Here is an 18,079-nt window from a genome sequence, read left to right as displayed (position 1 = left end):
CCCCCCGAACGGGACCCCGCGGGCACCCACCGGGCAGCCACCAGGCACCCCGCAGGCACCCACCGGGCACCCACCGCGCCCGGCACGACACCGGTACGACCTGTAAAGATGACCGGGTGCGCACCGAGGACGTCCTGGCAGCCATCGCGACGGGCCTGTGGCGGTGGGACAACGCCTCAGGGACGGTCAGCCTCGACAGCGTGGCCGCCCGGCTCCTCGGGCTGCCCGCCGAGCCCGTCACCCTCCCCGAGGTCGCCGTCCGGTCCCGGTTCCACCCGGTCGACTGGAACGAGATCAACGGCATCGTCGCCCTCGCGGTCGCCGAGGAAACCCTCGCCGAGGCCCGCCTGCGGATCATGGACGAGGACGGCCGGGTGCTGCGCACCGTACGCAGCCGCTCGAAGGCGCTGGAGAACCACGGCCCGGACGGCCGCGTGGACTACGAGCTGATCGGCACCATCCAGGAGATCGCCGAGCCCCAGCCCGGCACCACCGCCGCGCACACCCCGATCACCGGCGACTGGCGGCGCTCCCGCGAGGCCTTCCTGCTCGACGCGGGCCGCGCGCTCGCCGAGGCCCGGTCCACCGCCGAGGTGCTGCGGGTGGCCGCGTCGCTGTCCATGCCCGGGTTCAGCCCCGACGGGCTGGCCGTCTTCGGGATGGCCGGCGACCGGCTGTCGATCATCGGGCACCACGGGCACGACCCCGGTGACGACGGCCCCTTCGCGCAGATGCGGCTGGACACGGACTATCCGGCGGCCGAGGTGGTCCGTACCGGGCGGGCGATCTACCTCCCCAGCCCCGAGGAGTACAAACGGCGCTTCCCGGCCACCTGGCCGCTCGCCCAGGGCTTCGGCCGGGTCTCCTGGGCGTTCCTCCCGCTGATCGTGGCCGGGCGCACCCTGGGCGCCTGGATGGCCGCGTTCAAGCACCCGGTGACCTTCTCCCCGGACGAGCGTTCCGTGCTGACCACGGTGGCCCGGATGCTGGCCCAGGCCCTCCAGCGCGCCGGCGTGGCCGAATCCGAGCGGGAACTCACCACCGGCCTCCAGCGGTCGATGATGCCGCAGCTCGGCCCCGACATCCCCGGCATGACCATCGCCGCGCGGTACGTCCCGACCGGCGGCGGCCTCCAGGTCGGCGGCGACTGGTACGACATGATCCCGCTGCCCTCGGGGCGGTTCGCGCTGGTCATCGGGGACGTGCAGGGCCACGACGTCCGGGCGGCGGGCCTGATGGGGCAGCTCCGGATCGCCGTCCGCGCGTACGCCTCCGAGGGCCACCGGCCCGATGCCGTGCTCTCCCGCGCCTCCCGCTTCCTCGCCGGGCTGTGCTCCTCCCAGGAGCGCGACCGGAGCGGGAGCCCGGGCCAGGGCAACGAGGACCCCGACCCCTCCGAGGACGCGGACTTCCAGAGCCCCCGCTTCGCCACCTGCCTCTACGTGGAGTGCGACCCGCGGACGGGCGTGCTGGAGGTGGCCCGCGCCGGCCACCCCGACCCCGCCGTCCGGATGACGGACGGCACGGTGCTGATGCGGCCCACCGCGGGCGGGCTCCCGCTCGGCATCGTCCCGGACACCGACTACCCCACCACCCGGTTCGCCCTCGAACCCGGCGAGACGATGATGCTGTGCACCGACGGGCTCATCGAGACCGGCGGCCACGACCTCGACACCGGCTGGGCGCGACTGCGCGCGATCTTGGAGTCAGAGGCCCACGACGGCGGCGAGGACCTGGAGAAACTGGCCGACCTGCTGGTCCAGGCGGTGCACGGGCCCTCCTCGCACCACACCACCGGCCCGCTGGCCGACCGGCGCGAGGACGACATAGCCGTCGTCCTGCTCTGCCGCGAGGGCGCGGACCGCGGCTGCGGCGCCCCGGTGGCGCATCCGGCCCGCCCGGCCCGGCGCACCATGCTGACCGTCGCCCAGGCGGAGCCCGAGCGGATCGCGGGCGCCCGGCACCAGGTCCGGGAGCTGCTGCACGACTGGGCGGACGCGGACCAGGTCGACTCGGCCGTGCTGATGGTCTCCGAGATGGTGACGAACGTCCTCGTGCACACGGACGGGGACGCGGCCCTCGTCGCCGAGGCGGTGGGCGAACTCGGCGCCCGGCGGCTGCGCGTCGAGGTCGCGGACGCCAGCGACGAACTCCCGCACAAGCGGCACCCGGGGGAGATGGCGTCGAGCGGGCGCGGGGTGCTGCTGATGGAGATGCTCGCGGACGACTGGGGCGTGGACCCGCGCGGCGAGGGCAAGTCGATCTGGTTCGAGCTGCACGAACGCGCCGAGCAGTAACGCGGAGGCGGACGCGGAGGCGGACGCGGACGCTGACGCGGGGCCGGCCCGCAACGCCCTTCCGGGCCGCACGCGTTCGGGGAGCCGTGGCGGCCGCCGTGGTTGGATGACCGGATGTTCAGCTCCCTGCTCCCCGAGCCCGTGCGCAGGCTCGCCGCCTGGTGTGCGGTCGTCCTGCTGGTGACCGGCGTGGCCGCCGTCGGCGTCTGGCTGTGCGTCACCTTCCAGGCCGCCGTCACCCCGGCGCTGCTCGCGCTGCTCGGGGCGGCCCTGCTCGGGCCGATGCACCGGCGGCTGGTGCGGATGGGGGTCAGCCGCTCCCTCGCCGCCGCGCTGACCTGCCTGGCGGTGGTGGCCGTCGTCGGCGGGGCCACGTACGTCGTCGTGGGCGCGCTGCTCGACACCGGCGACCAGATCGTCAGCGCCCTCGTCCGCGCCGGCCAGGACCTCGCCGAGCACTTCGGGGCCGCCGGGACCTCGCTGCAGGACCTGGCGTCCAACGCCAAGGAACTGCTCGCCAAGTTCGGCGGCACCGCCGCCTCCGGCGTGATCACCGGCATCAGCGTGGCCGGGGAGATGATCGCGACCGCGATCCTGGCGCTGGTGCTGATCTTCTTCTTCCTGCGGGACTCCCACCGCGTCGCCGGCGCCCTGCGCGCGCTCGGCCCGCGCAGCGCCGCCGACACCGTCGAGGCGATGGCCCGGCGGGCGTTCCTGGCCGTCGAGGGCTTCATGCGCGGGACCACCTTCGTGGCCCTGATCGACGCCGTGTTCATCACGGCCGCCCTGCTGGCGCTGCGCGTACCGGGCGCGCTCGGGCTGGGCGCGCTGGTGTTCATCACCGCCTACATCCCGTACCTCGGCGCCATCCTGTCCGGCGCGGTCGCGGTGCTCGTCGCCCTCGCCGACCGGGGCTGGGTCATCGGGCTGTGGGTGCTGGGCGTGGTGCTGGCCGTACAGATGCTGGAGGGGTACGTGCTCCAGCCGCTGATCCAGAGCCGGACCGTGCAGATGCATCCGGCCGTGGTCATGCTGGCGATCACCGTGGGGGCGAGCGTCGCCGGGATCCTGAGCATGCTGCTCGCCGTGCCGATGACCGCCGCCGCGTTCGGGGTGGCCTCGGAGCTGCGGGCCCGGTACGGGACGCCCGGGGAGGCGCCCGCCGGACCCGCGAGCTGACGGCCGCCGCCGCCCCTACTTCTTCCGCTCCGTCGTCGGGATGGTCCCGAGCTTGCCGGCCTGGAAGTCGTCGAAGGCCTGCTGGAGTTCGTGCCGGCTGTTCATCACGAACGGCCCGTAGTGCGCCATCGGCTCCCGGATCGGGCGGCCGCCGAGGACGATGACCTCCAGGTCCGGGGCGTTGGAGTCCTGCGACTCGTCCGCGCGGACGGTCAGCGAACCGCCCTCGCCGAACACCGCCGTCTGGCCGGTGTGGATCGGCCGCCGGTCGCCGCCGACGCTGCCGCGCCCGGCCATGACGTAGACGAGGGCGTTGAAGTCCTCGCGCCACGGCAGGGTGACCTGTGCGCCCGGTGTGACGGTCGCGTGGATCATCGTGATCGGCGTGTGGGTGATGCCGGGGCCCTCGTGCCCGTCCAGCTCGCCGGCGATGACCCGGAGCAGGGCGCCGCCGTCGGGGGTGGACAGCAGCTGGACCTTGCCGCCGCCGATGTCCTGGTAGCGCGGGGGCATCATCTTGTCGGAGGCGGGGAGGTTCACCCACAGCTGGAGGCCGTGGAAGAGCCCGCCGCTGACGACGAGGGACTCCGGCGGGGCCTCTATGTGCAGGAGGCCCGAGCCGGCGGTCATCCACTGGGTGTCGCCGCCGTTGATGACGCCGCCGCCGCCGTTGCTGTCCTGGTGGACGAAGGTTCCGTCGATCAGGTACGTGACGGTCTCGAAGCCCCGGTGCGGGTGCCACGGGGTTCCCTTGGGCTCGCCCGGCGCGTAGTCCACCTCGCCCATCTGGTCCATCATGATGAACGGGTCGAGGTACTGGTAGTTGATCCCGGCGAACGCGCGGCGCACCGGGAATCCCTCGCCCTCGAAACCACCGGGGGCGGTCGTGACGGCCAGCACCTTGCGGGCGGCGGTCTCCTGGGCCGGTTCCGCGACGCGGGGGAGCGTCAACGGGTTCTCCACAGTCACTGCAGGCATGGTCGGAACCTCCTTCTGCGTCGAGTTTAGTTGAAACCCGAACTTTCTGCCACCCCTCAGAACAGCGCGCCCCGCGATGTCATTCCCGCCCGCACGAAGAAGCCCGCCCCCGCCGCTGAAGGAAGCGGCGGGGGCGGGCTCATGCGGCTCGGCGCCGAACGTCTAGCCGTACATCCGGCGCATGGCGTAGTCGACCATCTGCTCGACCGCCTTCGCGTCGAACACCATCCGGTGGTCGCCCTCCATGTCGAGGACGAACCCGTACCCGGTCGGGAGCAGGTCGATCACCTCGGCGCCCGTGATCACGAAGTACTTGGACTCCTTGCCGGCGTACCGGCGGAGTTCCTTCAGCGTGGTGAACATCGGGATCACCGGCTGCTGCGTGTTGTGCAGCGCGAGGAAGCCGGGCGTATCGCCACGCGGGCAGTAGACCTTCGACGTCGCGAAGATCTGCTGGAAGTCCTCGGCGGACAGCGACCCGGTCGTGAAGGCCCGCACCGCGTCGGCGAGCGACGGCGGCGAGGGCTCGGGGTAGAGCGGCTGCTCGCCGTACCCGCCGGCCATCTGCTGCGGGGCGGCGTACTGCTGCTGCTGCCCCGCGCTCACGTTCTGGTCGTAGCCGTACATGGGGCGAAGCCTACCGAGCGGCCCCGGGCCCCCGGGCACGCGTTCCGGCCACTTCCGGCCGCGCTTGACGCTGGTCACAGTCGCCGGTGAGGGGTTGCGTCTTATTACCGACGGGTAGCATCATGACATTACCGATTGGTATGTACGAGGAACCCTGTCTCCCCGAGCCTTAACGGAGCCGTCGCCATGGGGCACTACAAGTCGAATCTCCGCGACATCGAGTTCAACCTCTTCGAGGTGCTCGGCCGCGACAAGCTGTACGGCACCGGCCCGTTCGGTGAGATGGACACCGAGACCGCCAAGACGATCCTCAGCGAGATGACCAAGCTCTCGGAGAACGAGCTGGCCGCCTCCTTCGAGGACGCCGACCGCACCCCGCCGGTCTTCGACCCGGCCACGAACACCGCGCCCGTCCCGGCGTCCTTCAAGAAGAGCTACAAGGCCTTCATGGACTCCGAGTACTGGCGCCTGGGCCTGCCCGAAGAGATCGGCGGCACCACCTCGCCCCGCTCCCTGATCTGGGCGTTCGCCGAGACGATCCTCGGTGCGAACCCGGCCGTCTGGATGTACTCCTCCGGCCCGGCGTTCGCCGGCATCCTCTACGAAGAGGGCAACGAGGCACAGAAGAAGGTCGCCGAGATCGCGGTCGAGAAGCGCTGGGGCTCCACCATGGTGCTGACCGAGCCGGACGCCGGTTCGGACGTCGGCGCCGGCCGCACCAAGGCCGTCCAGCAGGCCGACGGCTCCTGGCACATCGAGGGCGTGAAGCGCTTCATCACCTCCGGTGAGCACGACATGGAGGAGAACATCCTCCACTACGTCCTCGCGCGCCCCGAGGGCCACGGCCCGGGCACCAAGGGCCTGTCCCTCTTCCTCGTCCCGAAGTTCCACTTCGACTGGGAGACCGGCGAGCTGGGCGAGCGCAACGGCGTGTACGCGACGAACGTCGAGCACAAGATGGGCCTCAAGGCCTCCAACACGTGCGAGATGACCTTCGGCGACCAGCACCCCGCCAAGGGCTGGCTGATCGGTGACAAGCACGACGGCATCCGCCAGATGTTCATGATCATCGAGTTCGCCCGCATGATGGTCGGCACGAAGGCCATCGCCACGCTCTCCACCGGCTACCTCAACGCGCTGGAGTACGCCAAGGAGCGCGTGCAGGGCCCGGACCTGGCCAACTTCATGGACAAGACCGCGCCCAAGGTCACCATCACGCACCACCCCGACGTGCGCCGCTCGCTCATGACGCAGAAGGCCTACGCCGAGGGCATGCGCGCCCTCGTGCTGTACACCGCCTCCGTCCAGGACGAGATCCAGCTCAAGCAGGCCGCGGGCGAGGACGCCTCCGCCGAGATCGGCCTGAACGACCTGCTCCTGCCGATCGTGAAGGGCTACGGCTCGGAGCGCTCGTACGAGCAGCTCGCCCAGTCGCTGCAGACCTTCGGCGGTTCCGGTTACCTCCAGGAATACCCGATCGAGCAGTACATCCGGGACGCCAAGATCGACACCCTCTACGAGGGCACCACGGCGATCCAGGGCCAGGACTTCTTCTTCCGGAAGATCGTCCGCGACCAGGGTGCCTCGCTGAACGTCCTCTCCGAGACGATCAAGAAGTTCCTGGCCGAGGCCGTCGGCGGCGAGGAGCTGGCCGGCGCCCGCGACGCGCTCGCCAAGGCCGCCGTGGACCTGGAGGCCATCGTCGGCCAGATGATCGTCGACCTCACCGCCACCGGCGAGGACGTCAAGAACATCTACAAGGTCGGTCAGAACACCACCCGCCTGCTGATGGCGTCCGGCGACGTGGTCGTCGGTTACCTGCTGCTCAAGGGCGCGGCCGTGGCCGCCGAGAAGCTGGCCACCGCCTCCGCGAAGGACGTGCCCTTCTACACCGGCAAGATCGCCGCCGCGAAGTTCTTCGCGTCCCAGGTCCTGCCGAACGTCTCGGTCGCCCGCGCGCTCGCCGAGTCGGTCGACAACTCCCTGATGGAGCTCGACGAGGCCGCCTTCTAGGCCGCACCGCCCAGCCCGTCACGCACGCCGGCGGCCGGACCTCCGTACGGGGGGGTCCGGCCGCCGCCGCGTTGTGGCTCCGGGCCGCGGGGCCGCCGCGTTCCCGTCTTGTCGGTCGTTCATGGCACGCTCGTAGCATGAGTCCACAGGATCAGCACGGCAGCAGGGGGTACTCCGTCCCCACCGGGCGGCCGTACGCCCTCAAGGAGCTGCAGGCGGGCCTGGGCAGCCTCGGCGACCACCTGCGGGAGCTGTACGACGGCTCCCACCCCGCCGAGTACGAGGGCATCGCCGACGCCCTCTACACCGCGTTCCAGACCGCCGCCGGGCTCGCTCCCGCCAAGAGCTACACCGGCTGCCCCGAGCACCCCAACGGCGCCCTGGACCCCGAGGCCCCCGACGGCTGGGGCCGCTGCCTGATCTGCAACGACCGCCGCCGCCTCGGCCTGCGCTCCCGGGGCGGCCGCCCGGCGGCCGCCGCCCCGCCCGCCGGGGAGCAGCGCAGGCTGGGCTACCCCGTCCCGGAGCCCCCGTACACGCACGAGGTGCTGCGGGCACAGCTGCGCACCGTCGAGGACCGCCGCTTCCACCTGAGCATCTCCTCCCCCGCCGAGGACTTCGTCCGGATCGCGGACGACCTGCACCGCGCGTTCATCGTGGCCCGCGAACTGTCCCGGCCGCGCAACCCCTCCGGCTGCTCCGAACACCCCGGCGCCCCCATCGACCCGGACGCGCCTCCCGGTGAGGGCTGTATCTTCTGCGCCGGACGCAAAAGGCGCGCGCAGCGCCCGGCGCAGACCCCCGAGATGCTCCCGCGCATCAAGCGGGGCGAGCGCCGTCAGTTGCAGCGCAGATTCGAGCGTCCGCCGGGCTGAGAGCGAGGGGCCCGCGGGGCCGGACCCCGCACGCGGCCCCGACCCTGGGCTATCCGCCGCAGTCCGGCCATGGCGAACACGACCGTCGTTAAGGTGAACCACATGAGCTCTCCCGCCCGCTTCGACCGCGGCCACACCGACGATCTGATGACCTTTCTGGCGGCCAGTCCGTCGCCGTACCACGCCGTGGCCAATGCGGCCGAGCGGCTGGAAAAGGCAGGCTTCAGGCAGTTGTCGGAAACGGACGCCTGGGACGCGGGGACCGGTGGCAAGTTCGTCCTCCGCGGGGGCGCGCTCATCGCGTGGTACGTGCCGGAAGGCGCCCGCGCGCACACCCCGTTCCGCATCGTCGGCGCGCACACCGACTCCCCCAACCTGCGCGTGAAGCCGCTTCCCGACACGGGCTCGCAGGGCTGGCGGCAGATCGCCGTCGAGGTCTACGGCGGCACCCTGCTCAACACCTGGCTGGACCGGGACCTGGGGCTGGCCGGGCGGCTGACCCTGCGCGACGGCACCGAGCGCCTGGTGAACGTGGACCGCGCGCTGCTGCGCGTGCCCCAACTCGCCGTGCACCTGGACCGGTCGGCGAACTCCGACGGCCTGAAGCTCGACAAGCAGCGGCACATGCAGCCGATCTGGGGTCTGGGCGAGGTACAGGAGGGCGACCTGATCGCGTTCCTGGAGGAGGAAGAGGGCCTGCCGCAGGGCTCGGTGGCCGGCTGGGACCTGATGGTGCACTCCATCGAGCCGCCGTCGTACCTGGGGCGGGACCGCGAGCTGGTGGCCGGACCGCGGATGGACAACCTGGTGTCGGTGCACGCGGGCATCGCGGCGCTGGCGGCCGTCTCGGCCTCCGAGGGCCTGGAGTACATCCCGGTGCTGGCGGCGTTCGACCACGAGGAGAACGGCTCGCAGTCCGACACCGGGGCGGACGGGCCGCTCCTGGGGAACGTGCTGGAACGTTCAGTCTTCTCGCGCGGCGGCTCGTACGAGGACCGCGCGCGGGCCTTCGCCGGCACCATCTGCCTGTCCTCCGACACCGGGCACGCCGTGCACCCCAACTACCCGGAGCGGCACGACCCGACGCACCACCCGCGCGCCAACGGCGGCCCGATCCTGAAGGTCAACGTCAACCAGCGGTACGCGACGGACGGCACCGGGCGCGCGGTGTTCGCGGCCGCCTGCGAGCGGGCCGGGGTGCCGTGGCAGACGTTCGTCTCCAACAACTCGATGCCGTGCGGGACCACGATCGGCCCGATCACGGCGGCCCGGCACGGGATCCACACCGTGGACATCGGCGTGGCGATCCTCTCGATGCACAGCGCCCGGGAGCTGTGCGGGGCGGACGACCCGTACCTGCTGGCGAACGCGCTGGTGGCGTTCCTGCGGGGCTGACGGCCGGCGCCGCCGGGCGTGCGGCGCGGGCGGGGTGCGGGGGCCGGTGGGGTGCGGGGGCCGGTGGGGTGCTCTAGCGTCGGAAGGGCGAGGGTGAGCGCAGCGCGAGCCGGCCGCCCCCCGCAGTGCCGGCTCCGCGTCGCCCCCGCCCGCGGTCCGGCGCACCCGCGGACCGCGTGACCGACCGTGAGAGCAGGTGCATCCGCATGCGTCCGTCGGCCCGTATCCCCGGCATCCTGGCCGCTCTGGTCCTCGCCACCGGCGGCATCGTCATCGCCGCCCCGGCCGCCACCGCCGCCGCCCCCGCCAGCGTCCAGGACTGCGAGCAGTACGTCGCGCAGCACGGCAAGAAGGGGACGGCCGGCGTCGGCCAGGCCTGTTACGAGGGTTCGATCGGCAATCAGACCAGCTGCGCCGCGAGCCTGACGGCGGTCGGCATCTCCGCGAACGTGGCGAGCGGCGCCTGCCGCGCCGCCCACTAGGCCCCTGTCGGCCGTCCCTTCCGCGCTGGTCCTAGCCGTCCATGCCGGCGAGGACCAGCGGGAGCCGGGTCGCGCCGGAGGCGGTCACCGTCACCGGGACGCCCCAGTCCTGCTGGTGGACGTGGCAGGCCGGGTACTCGTTGTCCGGGTCGTCGTCGCAGGACGCCGCCATCGCGGAGACGTGCAGCACGCCCCCGGTGAGCTCCGGGTTGAGCGCCAGCTCGCGGAACAGGTCCGTCCCGGCGCCCTCCCCGCCCAGCAGCAGTTCCGGCGGCGTCGAGGAAACCAGCAGCCGCGTCGAGGGCCCGTACCGGGTGTCGAGCTTCTGGCCGCTCGGCGCCTGGAACACCACGTCGAGGCGGAGCGTGCCCGCGGCGACCTCGGTGGCGGCGCGCTGCGTGCGATGCGCGACCGCGTCGACCCGGACCGCCTCCTCGGGCAGCCGCAGCCGGGTCAGCCGGTGCCGGGCCGACTCGACGACGACGATGTCGTTCCCGGCGAGCACCGCGTCGCTGGGCTCGCGCAGATCGGTGGCGAGCGTGGTGACCTGGCCGGTCGCCGGGTCGAAGCGGCGCAGCGCGTGGTTGTACGTGTCGCACACCGCGACCGAGCCGTCGGGCAGGGCGGTCACCCCGAGCGGGTGCTGGAGCAGCGCCTGGCCCGCGTCGCCGTCGCGGTGGCCGAAGTCGAAGAGCCCGGTGCCGACGGCGGAGGTGACGAGGTAGCCCTCGCCGTCGGGGGCCGCTTCGAGGTACCGCAGGGCGCTGGTCTCGGGGTCGGCGACCCACAGCCGGTCCTCGGTGGCCGCGAGCCCGGACGGCTGCGCGAACCAGGCCTCGGCGGCGGGCCCGTCCACCAGGCCCTCGTTCGTGGTGCCGGCGGCGACCTCCACGGTCCGCGTCCGCGGGTCCCAGGTCCACAGCTGGTGCACGCCGGCCATGGCGATCCACACCTTGCCCTGCCACCAGGCCACGTCCCACGGCGAGGACAGGTCGACCTCCAGCGCGGGGCCGGAGGTCGGCGAGCCCTGCCACCACTGCCGCCCGGTCCCGGCGACGGTCTCGACGGAGCCGGTGGCCGGGTCGAAGCGGCGCAGCGCGTGGTTGACGGTGTCGGCGACGACGACGGAGCCGTCGGGCAGCAGCGCCAGCCCCTGCGGCTCGCTGAAGGCGTCCGGCCCGAAGCCGCGCTCTCCGCTGCCGACACGGCGTACGACGCTCTCCGCGTCGGCGGTGAGCTCCACCAGCTGGTGCCGGGTCGAGTCCGACACCAGGAAGTTCCCGGACGGCAGCAGGAGCGCCTTCCCGGGGAACCGCAGGTCGGTCGCGACCGCCTCGGGCGCCACGTACGGCCCGTCCCCGCGCCGCAGGGTCCCCTTGGTCTCGTGCTCGGCCTCCAGCTCCGCCACGAGCCGCGCGAGGGCGTGGGCGTGCCCCTCACCGGCGTGCTGCGCGACGATGTAGCCCTCGGGGTCGATCACGACGAGCGTCGGCCAGGCCCGTACGGCGTACTGCTTCCAGGTCGCGAGCTTCGGGTCGTCCAGCACCGGGTGGTGCACCTCGTACCGCTCGACGGCGTCGACGACGGCCGCGTGCTCGGCCTCGTGCACGAACTTCGGGGAGTGCACACCGATGATCACGACGGTGTCGCGGTGCTTCTCCTCCAGCTCGCGCAGCTCGTCGAGGACGTGCAGGCAGTTGATGCAGCAGAAGGTCCAGAAGTCCAGGATGACGATCCGTCCTCGCAGGTCGGCGAGGGTCAGATCCTTCCCGCCCGTATTGAGCCAGCCCCCCTCGCCGATCAGCTCGGGGGCACGGACACGGGCACGTCGGGGTGCGGACGCGGCAGAAGTCATGGCTCAAGGGTGCCACCCCCCGGCATATGCACCCGCAGGGGTGACGACGCGGCGCGCGGCCCCGTGGGACGCTGGCCCCAGGCAGCGAAGGAGGCGCCCGGTATGACCACCGCGCACGACTACAGCTCCGGCATCGACCCCGAGCACGCCCTGAAGTACGCCATCCAGCACCACAGCGGGGACCGCACGGAGATCGTCGAAGGGGTCATCAGCACCGTGACACCGAGTTGGGCCCATGAGCGGGCGGCGAAGCTCATCCGCCGCCAGATCGAGGCGCGGGTGGATGAGCTCGACTGTGTCGAGGGTTCGGGAAATCTCGATCTGCCCAAGTCGCCGAACTGGTACGTACCGGACATCGCCGTGGTCCCCGATGAGCTCGCGGACGGTGGCGGGGCGCTGCTCCCCGACCAGACCCTCCTGATCGTCGAGGTGACGTCGGAGTCGAACGCCGACACCGACCGGGTGGTCAAGCGCAAGCGGTACGCCGAGTACGGCGCCCCCCTCTACCTGCTGGTCGACCGCATGGACAAGACCGTCACCCTGTTCGCCGGGCCCGGGCGGCTCGGCTACACCGAGGTCGACGGGCCGCACCCCTTCGGGACTCCGGTCCGGCTTCCGGAGCCCTTCGGGATCGACCTCGACACCAGCGGACTCTAGGGCCTGATCCGAAAGACAGGCCCTAGGCGTCGAACAGGGCGCTCAGGCGCGGGAGGCGGGCGGCGGTCTCCGCGGCGTCGTCGAAGTCGAAGGACCAGGCCGGGTCCAGCTCCGGGTAGCTGATCGTGAAGGAGTCGGCCGGGAGTTCGCGGCCCGTGGCGGCCTCGTGGGCCGTCCAGGCGATCGAGAGGGCCGACTCGTCCCACAGCTCCACGCCCTCGGTGGCGGCCTCGCGGACCGCCGGGTGATCGGCGAGGGAGTCCGGGTCCGCCAGGGCGGCGGTGAAGGCCGCCTCGCCCTGGGTGAGGAGCCAGCCGCGGAAGTAGTCGAAGCCGTCGTCGGAGCAGCCCCCGTTGATCACGTAGGCGGCGGCCCAGAGCGGGGCGCTGTACGACTCCGCCAGCAGGTCCCACAACACCTGCTGGGCGGCGGCTATCTCCCGCTCCGGTCGCAGCGCGAGGAGCACGGCCGCCCGCGCCGCCACCTCATCGGCTGCCGCGTCCGCGCGCGCCGTCTCGATCAGCTTCCAGAACGTCTGCTTGTCCATGGGTGCAGAGCCTGGCACCCCGGTCTGACATCAGGCCTTCAGGAAGGCGAACAGGGACTGCGCGAGGGCCGTGACGAAGGCGTCGCGGACTTCCGGCGCGACCAGGTCCAGGGACAGGTACGGGTTCAGGTCCTCCAGCTCCACCAGCAGCAGCTCGCCCGACGGCGCCCGGCAGGCGTCCACGCGCTGGATGCCGTGCGCGAGGGTGTTCCACCCGATGAAGGCGCGGGCGAAGTCCAGGTCGGCGGGCGTGGGCTCGTACGGGGTCAGCTCCCAGCGGCGGGCCGGGTCCGGAGCGTACAGCGCGTACTGGAAGGCGTCGTCGACGAAGTAGAAGGACACCTCGTACGCGAAGTCGACGCGCGGCTGGATCAGGATCTCCCCGGCCGCCCCCTGCGGGCGGTCGGTGAGGGTGAGGCCGATGGAGTCCGCGCCCCGCTTGGGCTTGACCGCGTACGTGGGGACCGACGGGAGCAGTCCGAGGTCGGCCGGGTCGTCCACCGTCGGGATCACCGGGTAGCCGGCGGCCGTCAGGTCGAGCAGGTACTGCTTGCCCGCCATGTCGCCGCGCCCCGTGAGCGGGTTGTAGACGCGGGTCCCGGCGGCGAGCGCGGCGGCGCGGAAGGCGTCGTGGTCCTGCTGGTAGTGCAGGACCGGGCCGCTGTTGCGGACGACGACGGCGTCGAAGCCCAGCGCCAGCATGGCCCGGGCGTCCCGGGGGTGGCACAGGGCGAGGCCGAAGTGCTCGCGCAGCCGGGACGTGAGGAATATGTCCTCGTCGCCGTAGCGGCGGCCGCGCGCCGGGTAGGCCAGGTCGGTCACGTAGAGGAGAGGCATGGCCGCAACCTATCGCGGGCAGCGATCAGCGCATGAAATACCTCGTACGGAACAAAATGCGCGTGATCCGGATGACGGAGAAGGAGAAGGAGAAGGAGACGGAGCGCGAGGACCTCAGCCCCGGTGGTGTTCCCGGGCCGTGAGCTGGCCCTGGACGTAGGCGTCCGTCTCCGGCGCGTACGGGCCGCCGTGGTCGAAGAGCAGGTCGGTGATGCGCTGCCACTCCGCGACCGCCGCCCGGACGGACGCGTCGGCCGAGGCCAGGTCGCCGGCCTCCGCCAGGGCCGCCTCCAGGGCCCGCGCGCTCTGGTGGTGCGTCAGGCCGGCGGCTTCGCCACGCACCCGCTCCCGGGCCGCGATCTCCCCGGCCAGCGGCTCGTGCGGCTCCAGGGCGGCCGCCACCGCGACCTCGGTCTCCTCGCTCACGGCGTACCCGCTTCCCTCGTCACGGCCCCGGGGCCGTGACGGTCTCCCGGCCCCACGGCCCGGTCGGCCGCGGCCCTTCGTGTACCCGGCGGCGCCGGTCCCAACCCGGGGCCCGGACACCCTTCTCAGCGCCGCAGCCGGCGGTCCTTCAGCGCCGGGAACTGCTCCCGGGTCTCGGCGACCTTGCCCGGGTCCAGCTCCACCGTCAGGACGTCCTCGCCCGGGCCCGCCTGCGCGAGGATCTCGCCCCAGGGGTCGACCACGAGGCTGTGCCCGGCCTGCTCGACGCCCGCGTGGGTGCCCGCCAGCCCGCAGGACAGGACGTACGACTGGTCCTCCACCGCCCGCGCGCGGCTGAGCAGGGTCCAGTGGGCCAGCCGCCGGGCCGGCCAGCCCGCGGCCACCACCATCGTGGTCGCCCCGGCGTCCACCAGGCCCCGGAACAGCTCCGGGAAGCGCAGGTCGTAGCAGGTGGCCAGGCCCAGGGTCTGCTCCGGCAGGGCCACCGTCGTCAGGGTGTCGCCGGGCGACATCAGCACCGCCTCGCCCTGGTCGAAGCCGAACCGGTGGATCTTGCGGTAGGTCGCCGCCAGTTCGCCCTCCGGGGAGAGCACGAGGGCGGTGTTGTAGAGGGAGCCGTCGCCCGCGCGCTCCACGAACGAGCCCGCGTGCAGCCACACCCCGGCGTCGCGCGCGGCCCGGGCCATCTCCTGGCAGGTCGGGCCGTCCAGCGGCTCCGCCTCGGTCTCGAACTGCTCGTAGGCGAAGGCGCCCACCGTCCACAGCTCGGGCAGCACGACGAGGTCGGAAGCGGACTGCTCCCGTACGAGGTCGGCGACGCGGGAGCGCCGGGAGGCCACCGACTCCCCTTCGTTCACCGCGATTTGAATCAGCGAGGCGCGCACACTACCACCGTCCTGGCAAGAGGGATGTCAACTCGGGCCTACGATCGTCACACGAAAGCACTGCCGGGGTGCTCACCGGCAGCGTAGTTTTGGGAACAGTCCACAACGCGCCACTGAACAGCACGCGAGGGGTCCCGTTGACCGTCCATCCCAGCCTTCAGCCCTATGCCGACGCGTGGACCCATTCCATCGAGGCGATATCCGAGCTGGTCCTCCCCCTCCCCGAGGGCGAGTGGAACCGGGCGACCCCCTGCCCCGGCTGGTCCGTCCGTGACGTGGTGTCACACATCATCGGCATCGAGTGTGAACAGCTCGGCGACCCCCGGCCGATCCACACGCTGCCCCGGGACCTGCGGCACGTGGTGGACGAGTTCACCCGCTACATGGAGGTGCAGGTTGACGTCCGCCGGCACCACACCGCGCCCGAGATGACCTCGGAGCTGGAGTACACCGTCATCCGGCGCGCGCGGCAGTTGCGGGGCGAGAAGCGGGATCCGGCCACGATGGTGCGCGGGCCGCTGGGCGAGCAGGTGACCCTGGAGCACGCGCTGCGGCTGCGGGCCTATGACGTGTGGGTGCACGAGCAGGACCTGCGGGCCGCGCTGGGCGCACCGGGGAACTGGGACGCGCCGGGGGCGTTCATCGCGCGGGACGTGCTGCTGGAAGGGCTGGCGAAGGTGGTCGCCAAGCGGGCCGGCGCCCCGGCGAACTCGGCGGTCGTCCTGGACGTGCACGGCCCGGTGGAGTTCATGCGGACGGTACGGGTCGACGCGCAGGGGCGCGGAACCCTGGACATGGCGCCCTCCCTCGGCCCGGCGGTGACGCTGACCATGGACTGGGAGACGTACGTCCGGCTGGCGGCGGGCCGGGTCCGGCCGCGCGTCGTGGCCGACCGGGTGAAGGCCGAGGGCGACCCCGCGCTCGCCGAGGCGATCCTCACGCACTTCGCCGTGACCCCGTAGCGGTCCGGCTGAGCCCCGCCCCGCTCGTGGCGGTGCCGCCGGTCCGCAGCGCGCCCAGGTGTCCCCGTTCGCGGGCGAGGGCGCGGCCCCGCAGCCGCAGGATCCGGGCGGTGCCCAGCGCTTGCAGGACGAACACCGAGGAGAACGCCACCCGGTAGTCGTCACCGGTCGCGTCGAGCAGCAGCCCCACCGCCAGCAGCGTCGTCATCGTGGCGATGAAACCGCCCATGTTGGTGATCCCGGAGGCCGTCCCTTGACGCTCCGCCGGATTCGCCGGGCGGGCGAAGTCGAAGCCGATCATCGACGCCGGACCGCAGGTCCCCAGCACCACGCACAGCGCGACCAGCAGCCCCATCGGGGCGCGGTCCCCCGGGTAGAGCAGCACCGAGGCCCACAGCAGGGCCGTCAGGGCGACCGTGCCCAGCGCCAGCGGCAGCCGCGCCGACTGCCGGCGGCCCACCAGCTGCCCGTAGAGCAGGCCGCAGCACATGTGCGAGACCACCACGAGCGTCAGCAGCCCGCCGGCCGCGGTCCGCGACAGCCCCTGCGCCTCGACCAGGAAGGGCATGCCCCACAGCAGCAGGAACACCATCGCCGGGAACTGCGTCGTGAAGTGCACCCACAGCCCCAGCCGGGTGCCCGGCTCCCGCCAGGACTCCGCGATCTGGCGGCGTACGAACCCGCCCGTGCCGCGCGGCCGGGGGGCCGGCTCGTGGCCCTCGGGCTGGTCCCGCAGGAACAGCGTCAGAGGCACCAGCACCACCAGCCCCGCGACCGCGCTCCCGGCGAATGCCGGTACCCAGCCGGCCCCGTGCAGTACGGGCGCCAGGACCAGCGTCGAGACCAGGTTGCCCGCCATCCCGACCAGCCCGGCCAGCTGCGCCATCACCGGGGCCCGCCGGGCCGGGAACCACCGGGTGCCCAGCCGGAGCACCGAGATGAAGGTCATCGCGTCACCACAGCCCAGCAGGGCGCGGGCCGCCAGCGCCATCCCGTACGTCGGGGACAGCGCGAAGCCGATCTGGCCGGCGGTGAACAGCACCGCGCCCAGCGTCAGCACCTTCTTCGTGCCGAGCCGGTCCACCATCAGGCCGACGGGTATCTGCATCCCGGCGTAGACCAGCAGTTGGAGCAGGGAGAACGTGGCCAGCGCCGAGGCGTTCACGTGGAAGCGGTCCGCCGCCTCCAGTCCGGCCACGCCCAGGCTGGTACGGAAGATCACCGCGACGAAGTAGACGCAGACGCCGATCGACCAGACGGCCACGGCCGTCCGCCCGCCCTCGGGATCCTTCGGCGCGGCCGCCGCCGCGCCCGCCGCCGCGCCCGCCGCCCGGCTCATCGGGCCGTCCCCCGCACCAGCGCCTCGACCCGGCCCACGTGCGCCCGTACCGCGGCGGCCGCCGTCTCCGCGTCCCCGGCGCGCAGCGCGTCCAGGATCTCGGTGTGCTCGGTCAACGACCGTTCGATCCGGTCGGGGTGCGCGTGCAGCAGCGCCACGCCCATCCGCAGCTGGCGGTCGCGGAGCTGGTCGTAGAGGCGGCACAGGATCTGGTTTCCGGCGCCGCGCACGATCTCCGCGTGGAAGCCCCGGTCGGCGGCCATCACGGCGGCGAGGTCGCCCGCGGCGGCGTGCCGGCGCTGCTCCTCGACCAGGGCGGCGAGCCGGTCCAGCAGGCCGGGCGGCGCGGGCACGGCCCTGCGCACCGTGAACTCCTCGACCAGCAGCCGGGTTTCGATCACATCGGCGATCTCCTGCGCGGAGACCGGCAGGACCAGCGCGCCCTTCTTCGGGTACAGCTTCAGCAGTCCCTCGGTCTCCAGACGCAGCAGCGCTTCGCGCACCGGAGTGCGGGACACCCCGACGGCCTCGGCGAGTTCGCCCTCGGTGAGGAGGACGCCGCCTTCGTAGCGGCGGTCGAGGACGCCCCGCTTGACGTGGGCGTAGACGCGTTCGGCGGCGGTGGGGGCGCTCTGCGCCGCGGCGGGGGATGGCATGCGCACAGGATAGATACAACAGGGGTGCGTCCGGGACCCCGGTCCACCA

17 protein-coding genes are annotated in these 18,079 nt (G+C 72.6%); 8 read left to right on the top strand and 9 right to left on the bottom strand.

Annotation, left to right across the window (positions count from 1 at the left end; genetic code table 11):
- The first annotated feature begins 116 nt into the window (after positions 1-116).
- Together EES41_RS19140 and EES41_RS19135 are read left to right on the top strand one after the other, a co-directional pair.
- A complete protein-coding gene (locus EES41_RS19140) occupies positions 117-2,297 on the top strand; it encodes a SpoIIE family protein phosphatase (protein ID WP_123079628.1) in 2,181 nt (726 codons plus the stop codon).
- Positions 2,298-2,411: 114 nt separating this feature from the next.
- Positions 2,412-3,476, top strand: coding sequence for an AI-2E family transporter (locus tag EES41_RS19135; RefSeq protein WP_123079627.1), 1,065 nt, complete (start codon positions 2,412-2,414; stop codon positions 3,474-3,476).
- Between the two features lie 15 nt (positions 3,477-3,491).
- Here the strand turns inward: EES41_RS19135 and EES41_RS19130 are convergent, their stop codons facing one another.
- Complete coding sequence (locus tag EES41_RS19130) at positions 3,492-4,454, bottom strand: pirin family protein (protein WP_123079626.1); 963 nt, start codon at positions 4,452-4,454, stop codon at positions 3,492-3,494.
- 162 nt (positions 4,455-4,616) lie between these two features.
- A complete protein-coding gene (locus tag EES41_RS19125; RefSeq protein ID WP_008740070.1) occupies positions 4,617-5,081 on the bottom strand; it encodes an SseB family protein in 465 nt (154 codons plus the stop codon).
- 186 nt (positions 5,082-5,267) lie between these two features.
- Between EES41_RS19125 and EES41_RS19120 the strand changes: the two genes are divergently transcribed.
- The 4 genes from EES41_RS19120 (at position 5,268) to EES41_RS19105 (ending at position 9,846) form a co-directional block, all read left to right on the top strand.
- Positions 5,268-7,094 (top strand): acyl-CoA dehydrogenase, encoded by a 1,827-nt coding sequence (locus EES41_RS19120; RefSeq protein ID WP_123079625.1) that lies wholly within the window; start codon positions 5,268-5,270, stop codon positions 7,092-7,094.
- Between the two features lie 137 nt (positions 7,095-7,231).
- Positions 7,232-7,969, top strand: a complete 738-nt coding sequence (locus EES41_RS19115) for a hypothetical protein (RefSeq protein WP_123079624.1) — start codon at positions 7,232-7,234, stop codon at positions 7,967-7,969.
- 102 nt (positions 7,970-8,071) lie between these two features.
- A complete protein-coding gene (locus EES41_RS19110) occupies positions 8,072-9,364 on the top strand; it encodes a M18 family aminopeptidase (protein ID WP_008740066.1) in 1,293 nt (430 codons plus the stop codon).
- 206 nt (positions 9,365-9,570) lie between these two features.
- The gene (locus tag EES41_RS19105; RefSeq protein ID WP_123079623.1) at positions 9,571-9,846 is read left to right on the top strand and encodes a hypothetical protein; all 276 of its coding nucleotides are present in this window, start codon (positions 9,571-9,573) and stop codon (positions 9,844-9,846) included.
- 31 nt (positions 9,847-9,877) lie between these two features.
- Here the strand turns inward: EES41_RS19105 and EES41_RS19100 are convergent, their stop codons facing one another.
- Positions 9,878-11,701: an NHL domain-containing thioredoxin family protein gene (locus tag EES41_RS19100; protein WP_123079622.1), complete on the bottom strand. Its 1,824-nt coding sequence runs from the start codon at positions 11,699-11,701 to the stop codon at positions 9,878-9,880.
- A gap of 102 nt (positions 11,702-11,803) precedes the next feature.
- Here EES41_RS19100 and EES41_RS19095 point away from each other — a divergent pair, with 102 nt between their 5' ends.
- Positions 11,804-12,358, top strand: a complete 555-nt coding sequence (locus EES41_RS19095) for a Uma2 family endonuclease (protein ID WP_123079621.1) — start codon at positions 11,804-11,806, stop codon at positions 12,356-12,358.
- A 22-nt stretch (positions 12,359-12,380) separates the two neighbouring features.
- Here the strand turns inward: EES41_RS19095 and EES41_RS19090 are convergent, their stop codons facing one another.
- The 4 genes from EES41_RS19090 to EES41_RS19075 all read right to left on the bottom strand — a co-directional run bounded on the left by EES41_RS19090 (position 12,381) and on the right by EES41_RS19075 (position 15,073).
- The gene (locus EES41_RS19090; protein ID WP_123079620.1) at positions 12,381-12,905 is read right to left on the bottom strand and encodes a DUF4240 domain-containing protein; all 525 of its coding nucleotides are present in this window, start codon (positions 12,903-12,905) and stop codon (positions 12,381-12,383) included.
- A 30-nt stretch (positions 12,906-12,935) separates the two neighbouring features.
- Positions 12,936-13,742 carry a hypothetical protein gene (locus EES41_RS19085; protein ID WP_123079619.1) on the bottom strand — a complete coding sequence of 269 codons (807 nt, stop codon included), beginning with the start codon at positions 13,740-13,742 and terminating at the stop codon, positions 12,936-12,938.
- A gap of 114 nt (positions 13,743-13,856) precedes the next feature.
- A complete protein-coding gene (locus EES41_RS19080) occupies positions 13,857-14,168 on the bottom strand; it encodes a hypothetical protein (protein ID WP_254211497.1) in 312 nt (103 codons plus the stop codon).
- Between the two features lie 125 nt (positions 14,169-14,293).
- On the bottom strand, positions 14,294-15,073 hold the full coding sequence (locus EES41_RS19075; RefSeq protein ID WP_123079618.1) for a carbon-nitrogen family hydrolase: 780 nt from the start codon (positions 15,071-15,073) through the stop codon (positions 14,294-14,296).
- Between the two features lie 137 nt (positions 15,074-15,210).
- Between EES41_RS19075 and EES41_RS19070 the strand changes: the two genes are divergently transcribed.
- The gene (locus EES41_RS19070) at positions 15,211-16,035 is read left to right on the top strand and encodes a maleylpyruvate isomerase family mycothiol-dependent enzyme (RefSeq protein WP_123079617.1); all 825 of its coding nucleotides are present in this window, start codon (positions 15,211-15,213) and stop codon (positions 16,033-16,035) included.
- On the opposite strand, the gene EES41_RS19065 is transcribed toward EES41_RS19070, so the two are convergent.
- On the bottom strand, positions 16,010-17,374 hold the full coding sequence (locus EES41_RS19065) for a nitrate/nitrite transporter (RefSeq protein WP_123079616.1): 1,365 nt from the start codon (positions 17,372-17,374) through the stop codon (positions 16,010-16,012). The genes EES41_RS19070 and EES41_RS19065 overlap by 26 nt on opposite strands.
- The gene (locus tag EES41_RS19060) at positions 17,371-18,030 is read right to left on the bottom strand and encodes a GntR family transcriptional regulator (RefSeq protein ID WP_123079615.1); all 660 of its coding nucleotides are present in this window, start codon (positions 18,028-18,030) and stop codon (positions 17,371-17,373) included. The genes EES41_RS19065 and EES41_RS19060 overlap by 4 nt, the downstream gene beginning before the upstream one ends.
- Between the last annotated feature and the right edge of the window lie 49 nt (positions 18,031-18,079).

The sequence above is a fragment of the Streptomyces sp. ADI95-16 genome, from assembly GCF_003721495.1.
In the GTDB taxonomy this organism is placed as follows: domain Bacteria; phylum Actinomycetota; class Actinomycetes; order Streptomycetales; family Streptomycetaceae; genus Streptomyces; species Streptomyces goshikiensis.
The sequence above is the reverse complement of the archived record's forward strand: the minus strand, read 5'-3'. Positions and strand labels throughout refer to the sequence as shown.

What these genes read in the sequence shown, in the direction of transcription:
- EES41_RS19135 (WP_123079627.1), top strand. Translation starts at nt 2,412, where the DNA reads ATGTTCAGCTCCCTGCTCCCCGAGCCCGTGCGCAGGCTCGCCGCCTGG.
- EES41_RS19130 (WP_123079626.1), bottom strand. Translation starts at nt 4,454, where the DNA reads ATGCCTGCAGTGACTGTGGAGAACCCGTTGACGCTCCCCCGCGTCGCG.
- EES41_RS19125 (WP_008740070.1), bottom strand. Translation starts at nt 5,081, where the DNA reads ATGTACGGCTACGACCAGAACGTGAGCGCGGGGCAGCAGCAGCAGTAC.
- EES41_RS19120 (WP_123079625.1), top strand. Translation starts at nt 5,268, where the DNA reads ATGGGGCACTACAAGTCGAATCTCCGCGACATCGAGTTCAACCTCTTC.
- EES41_RS19115 (WP_123079624.1), top strand. Translation starts at nt 7,232, where the DNA reads ATGAGTCCACAGGATCAGCACGGCAGCAGGGGGTACTCCGTCCCCACC.
- EES41_RS19110 (WP_008740066.1), top strand. Translation starts at nt 8,072, where the DNA reads ATGAGCTCTCCCGCCCGCTTCGACCGCGGCCACACCGACGATCTGATG.
- EES41_RS19105 (WP_123079623.1), top strand. Translation starts at nt 9,571, where the DNA reads ATGCGTCCGTCGGCCCGTATCCCCGGCATCCTGGCCGCTCTGGTCCTC.
- EES41_RS19100 (WP_123079622.1), bottom strand. Translation starts at nt 11,701, where the DNA reads ATGACTTCTGCCGCGTCCGCACCCCGACGTGCCCGTGTCCGTGCCCCC.
- EES41_RS19095 (WP_123079621.1), top strand. Translation starts at nt 11,804, where the DNA reads ATGACCACCGCGCACGACTACAGCTCCGGCATCGACCCCGAGCACGCC.
- EES41_RS19090 (WP_123079620.1), bottom strand. Translation starts at nt 12,905, where the DNA reads ATGGACAAGCAGACGTTCTGGAAGCTGATCGAGACGGCGCGCGCGGAC.
- EES41_RS19085 (WP_123079619.1), bottom strand. Translation starts at nt 13,742, where the DNA reads ATGCCTCTCCTCTACGTGACCGACCTGGCCTACCCGGCGCGCGGCCGC.
- EES41_RS19065 (WP_123079616.1), bottom strand. Translation starts at nt 17,374, where the DNA reads ATGAGCCGGGCGGCGGGCGCGGCGGCGGGCGCGGCGGCGGCCGCGCCG.
- EES41_RS19060 (WP_123079615.1), bottom strand. Translation starts at nt 18,030, where the DNA reads ATGCCATCCCCCGCCGCGGCGCAGAGCGCCCCCACCGCCGCCGAACGC.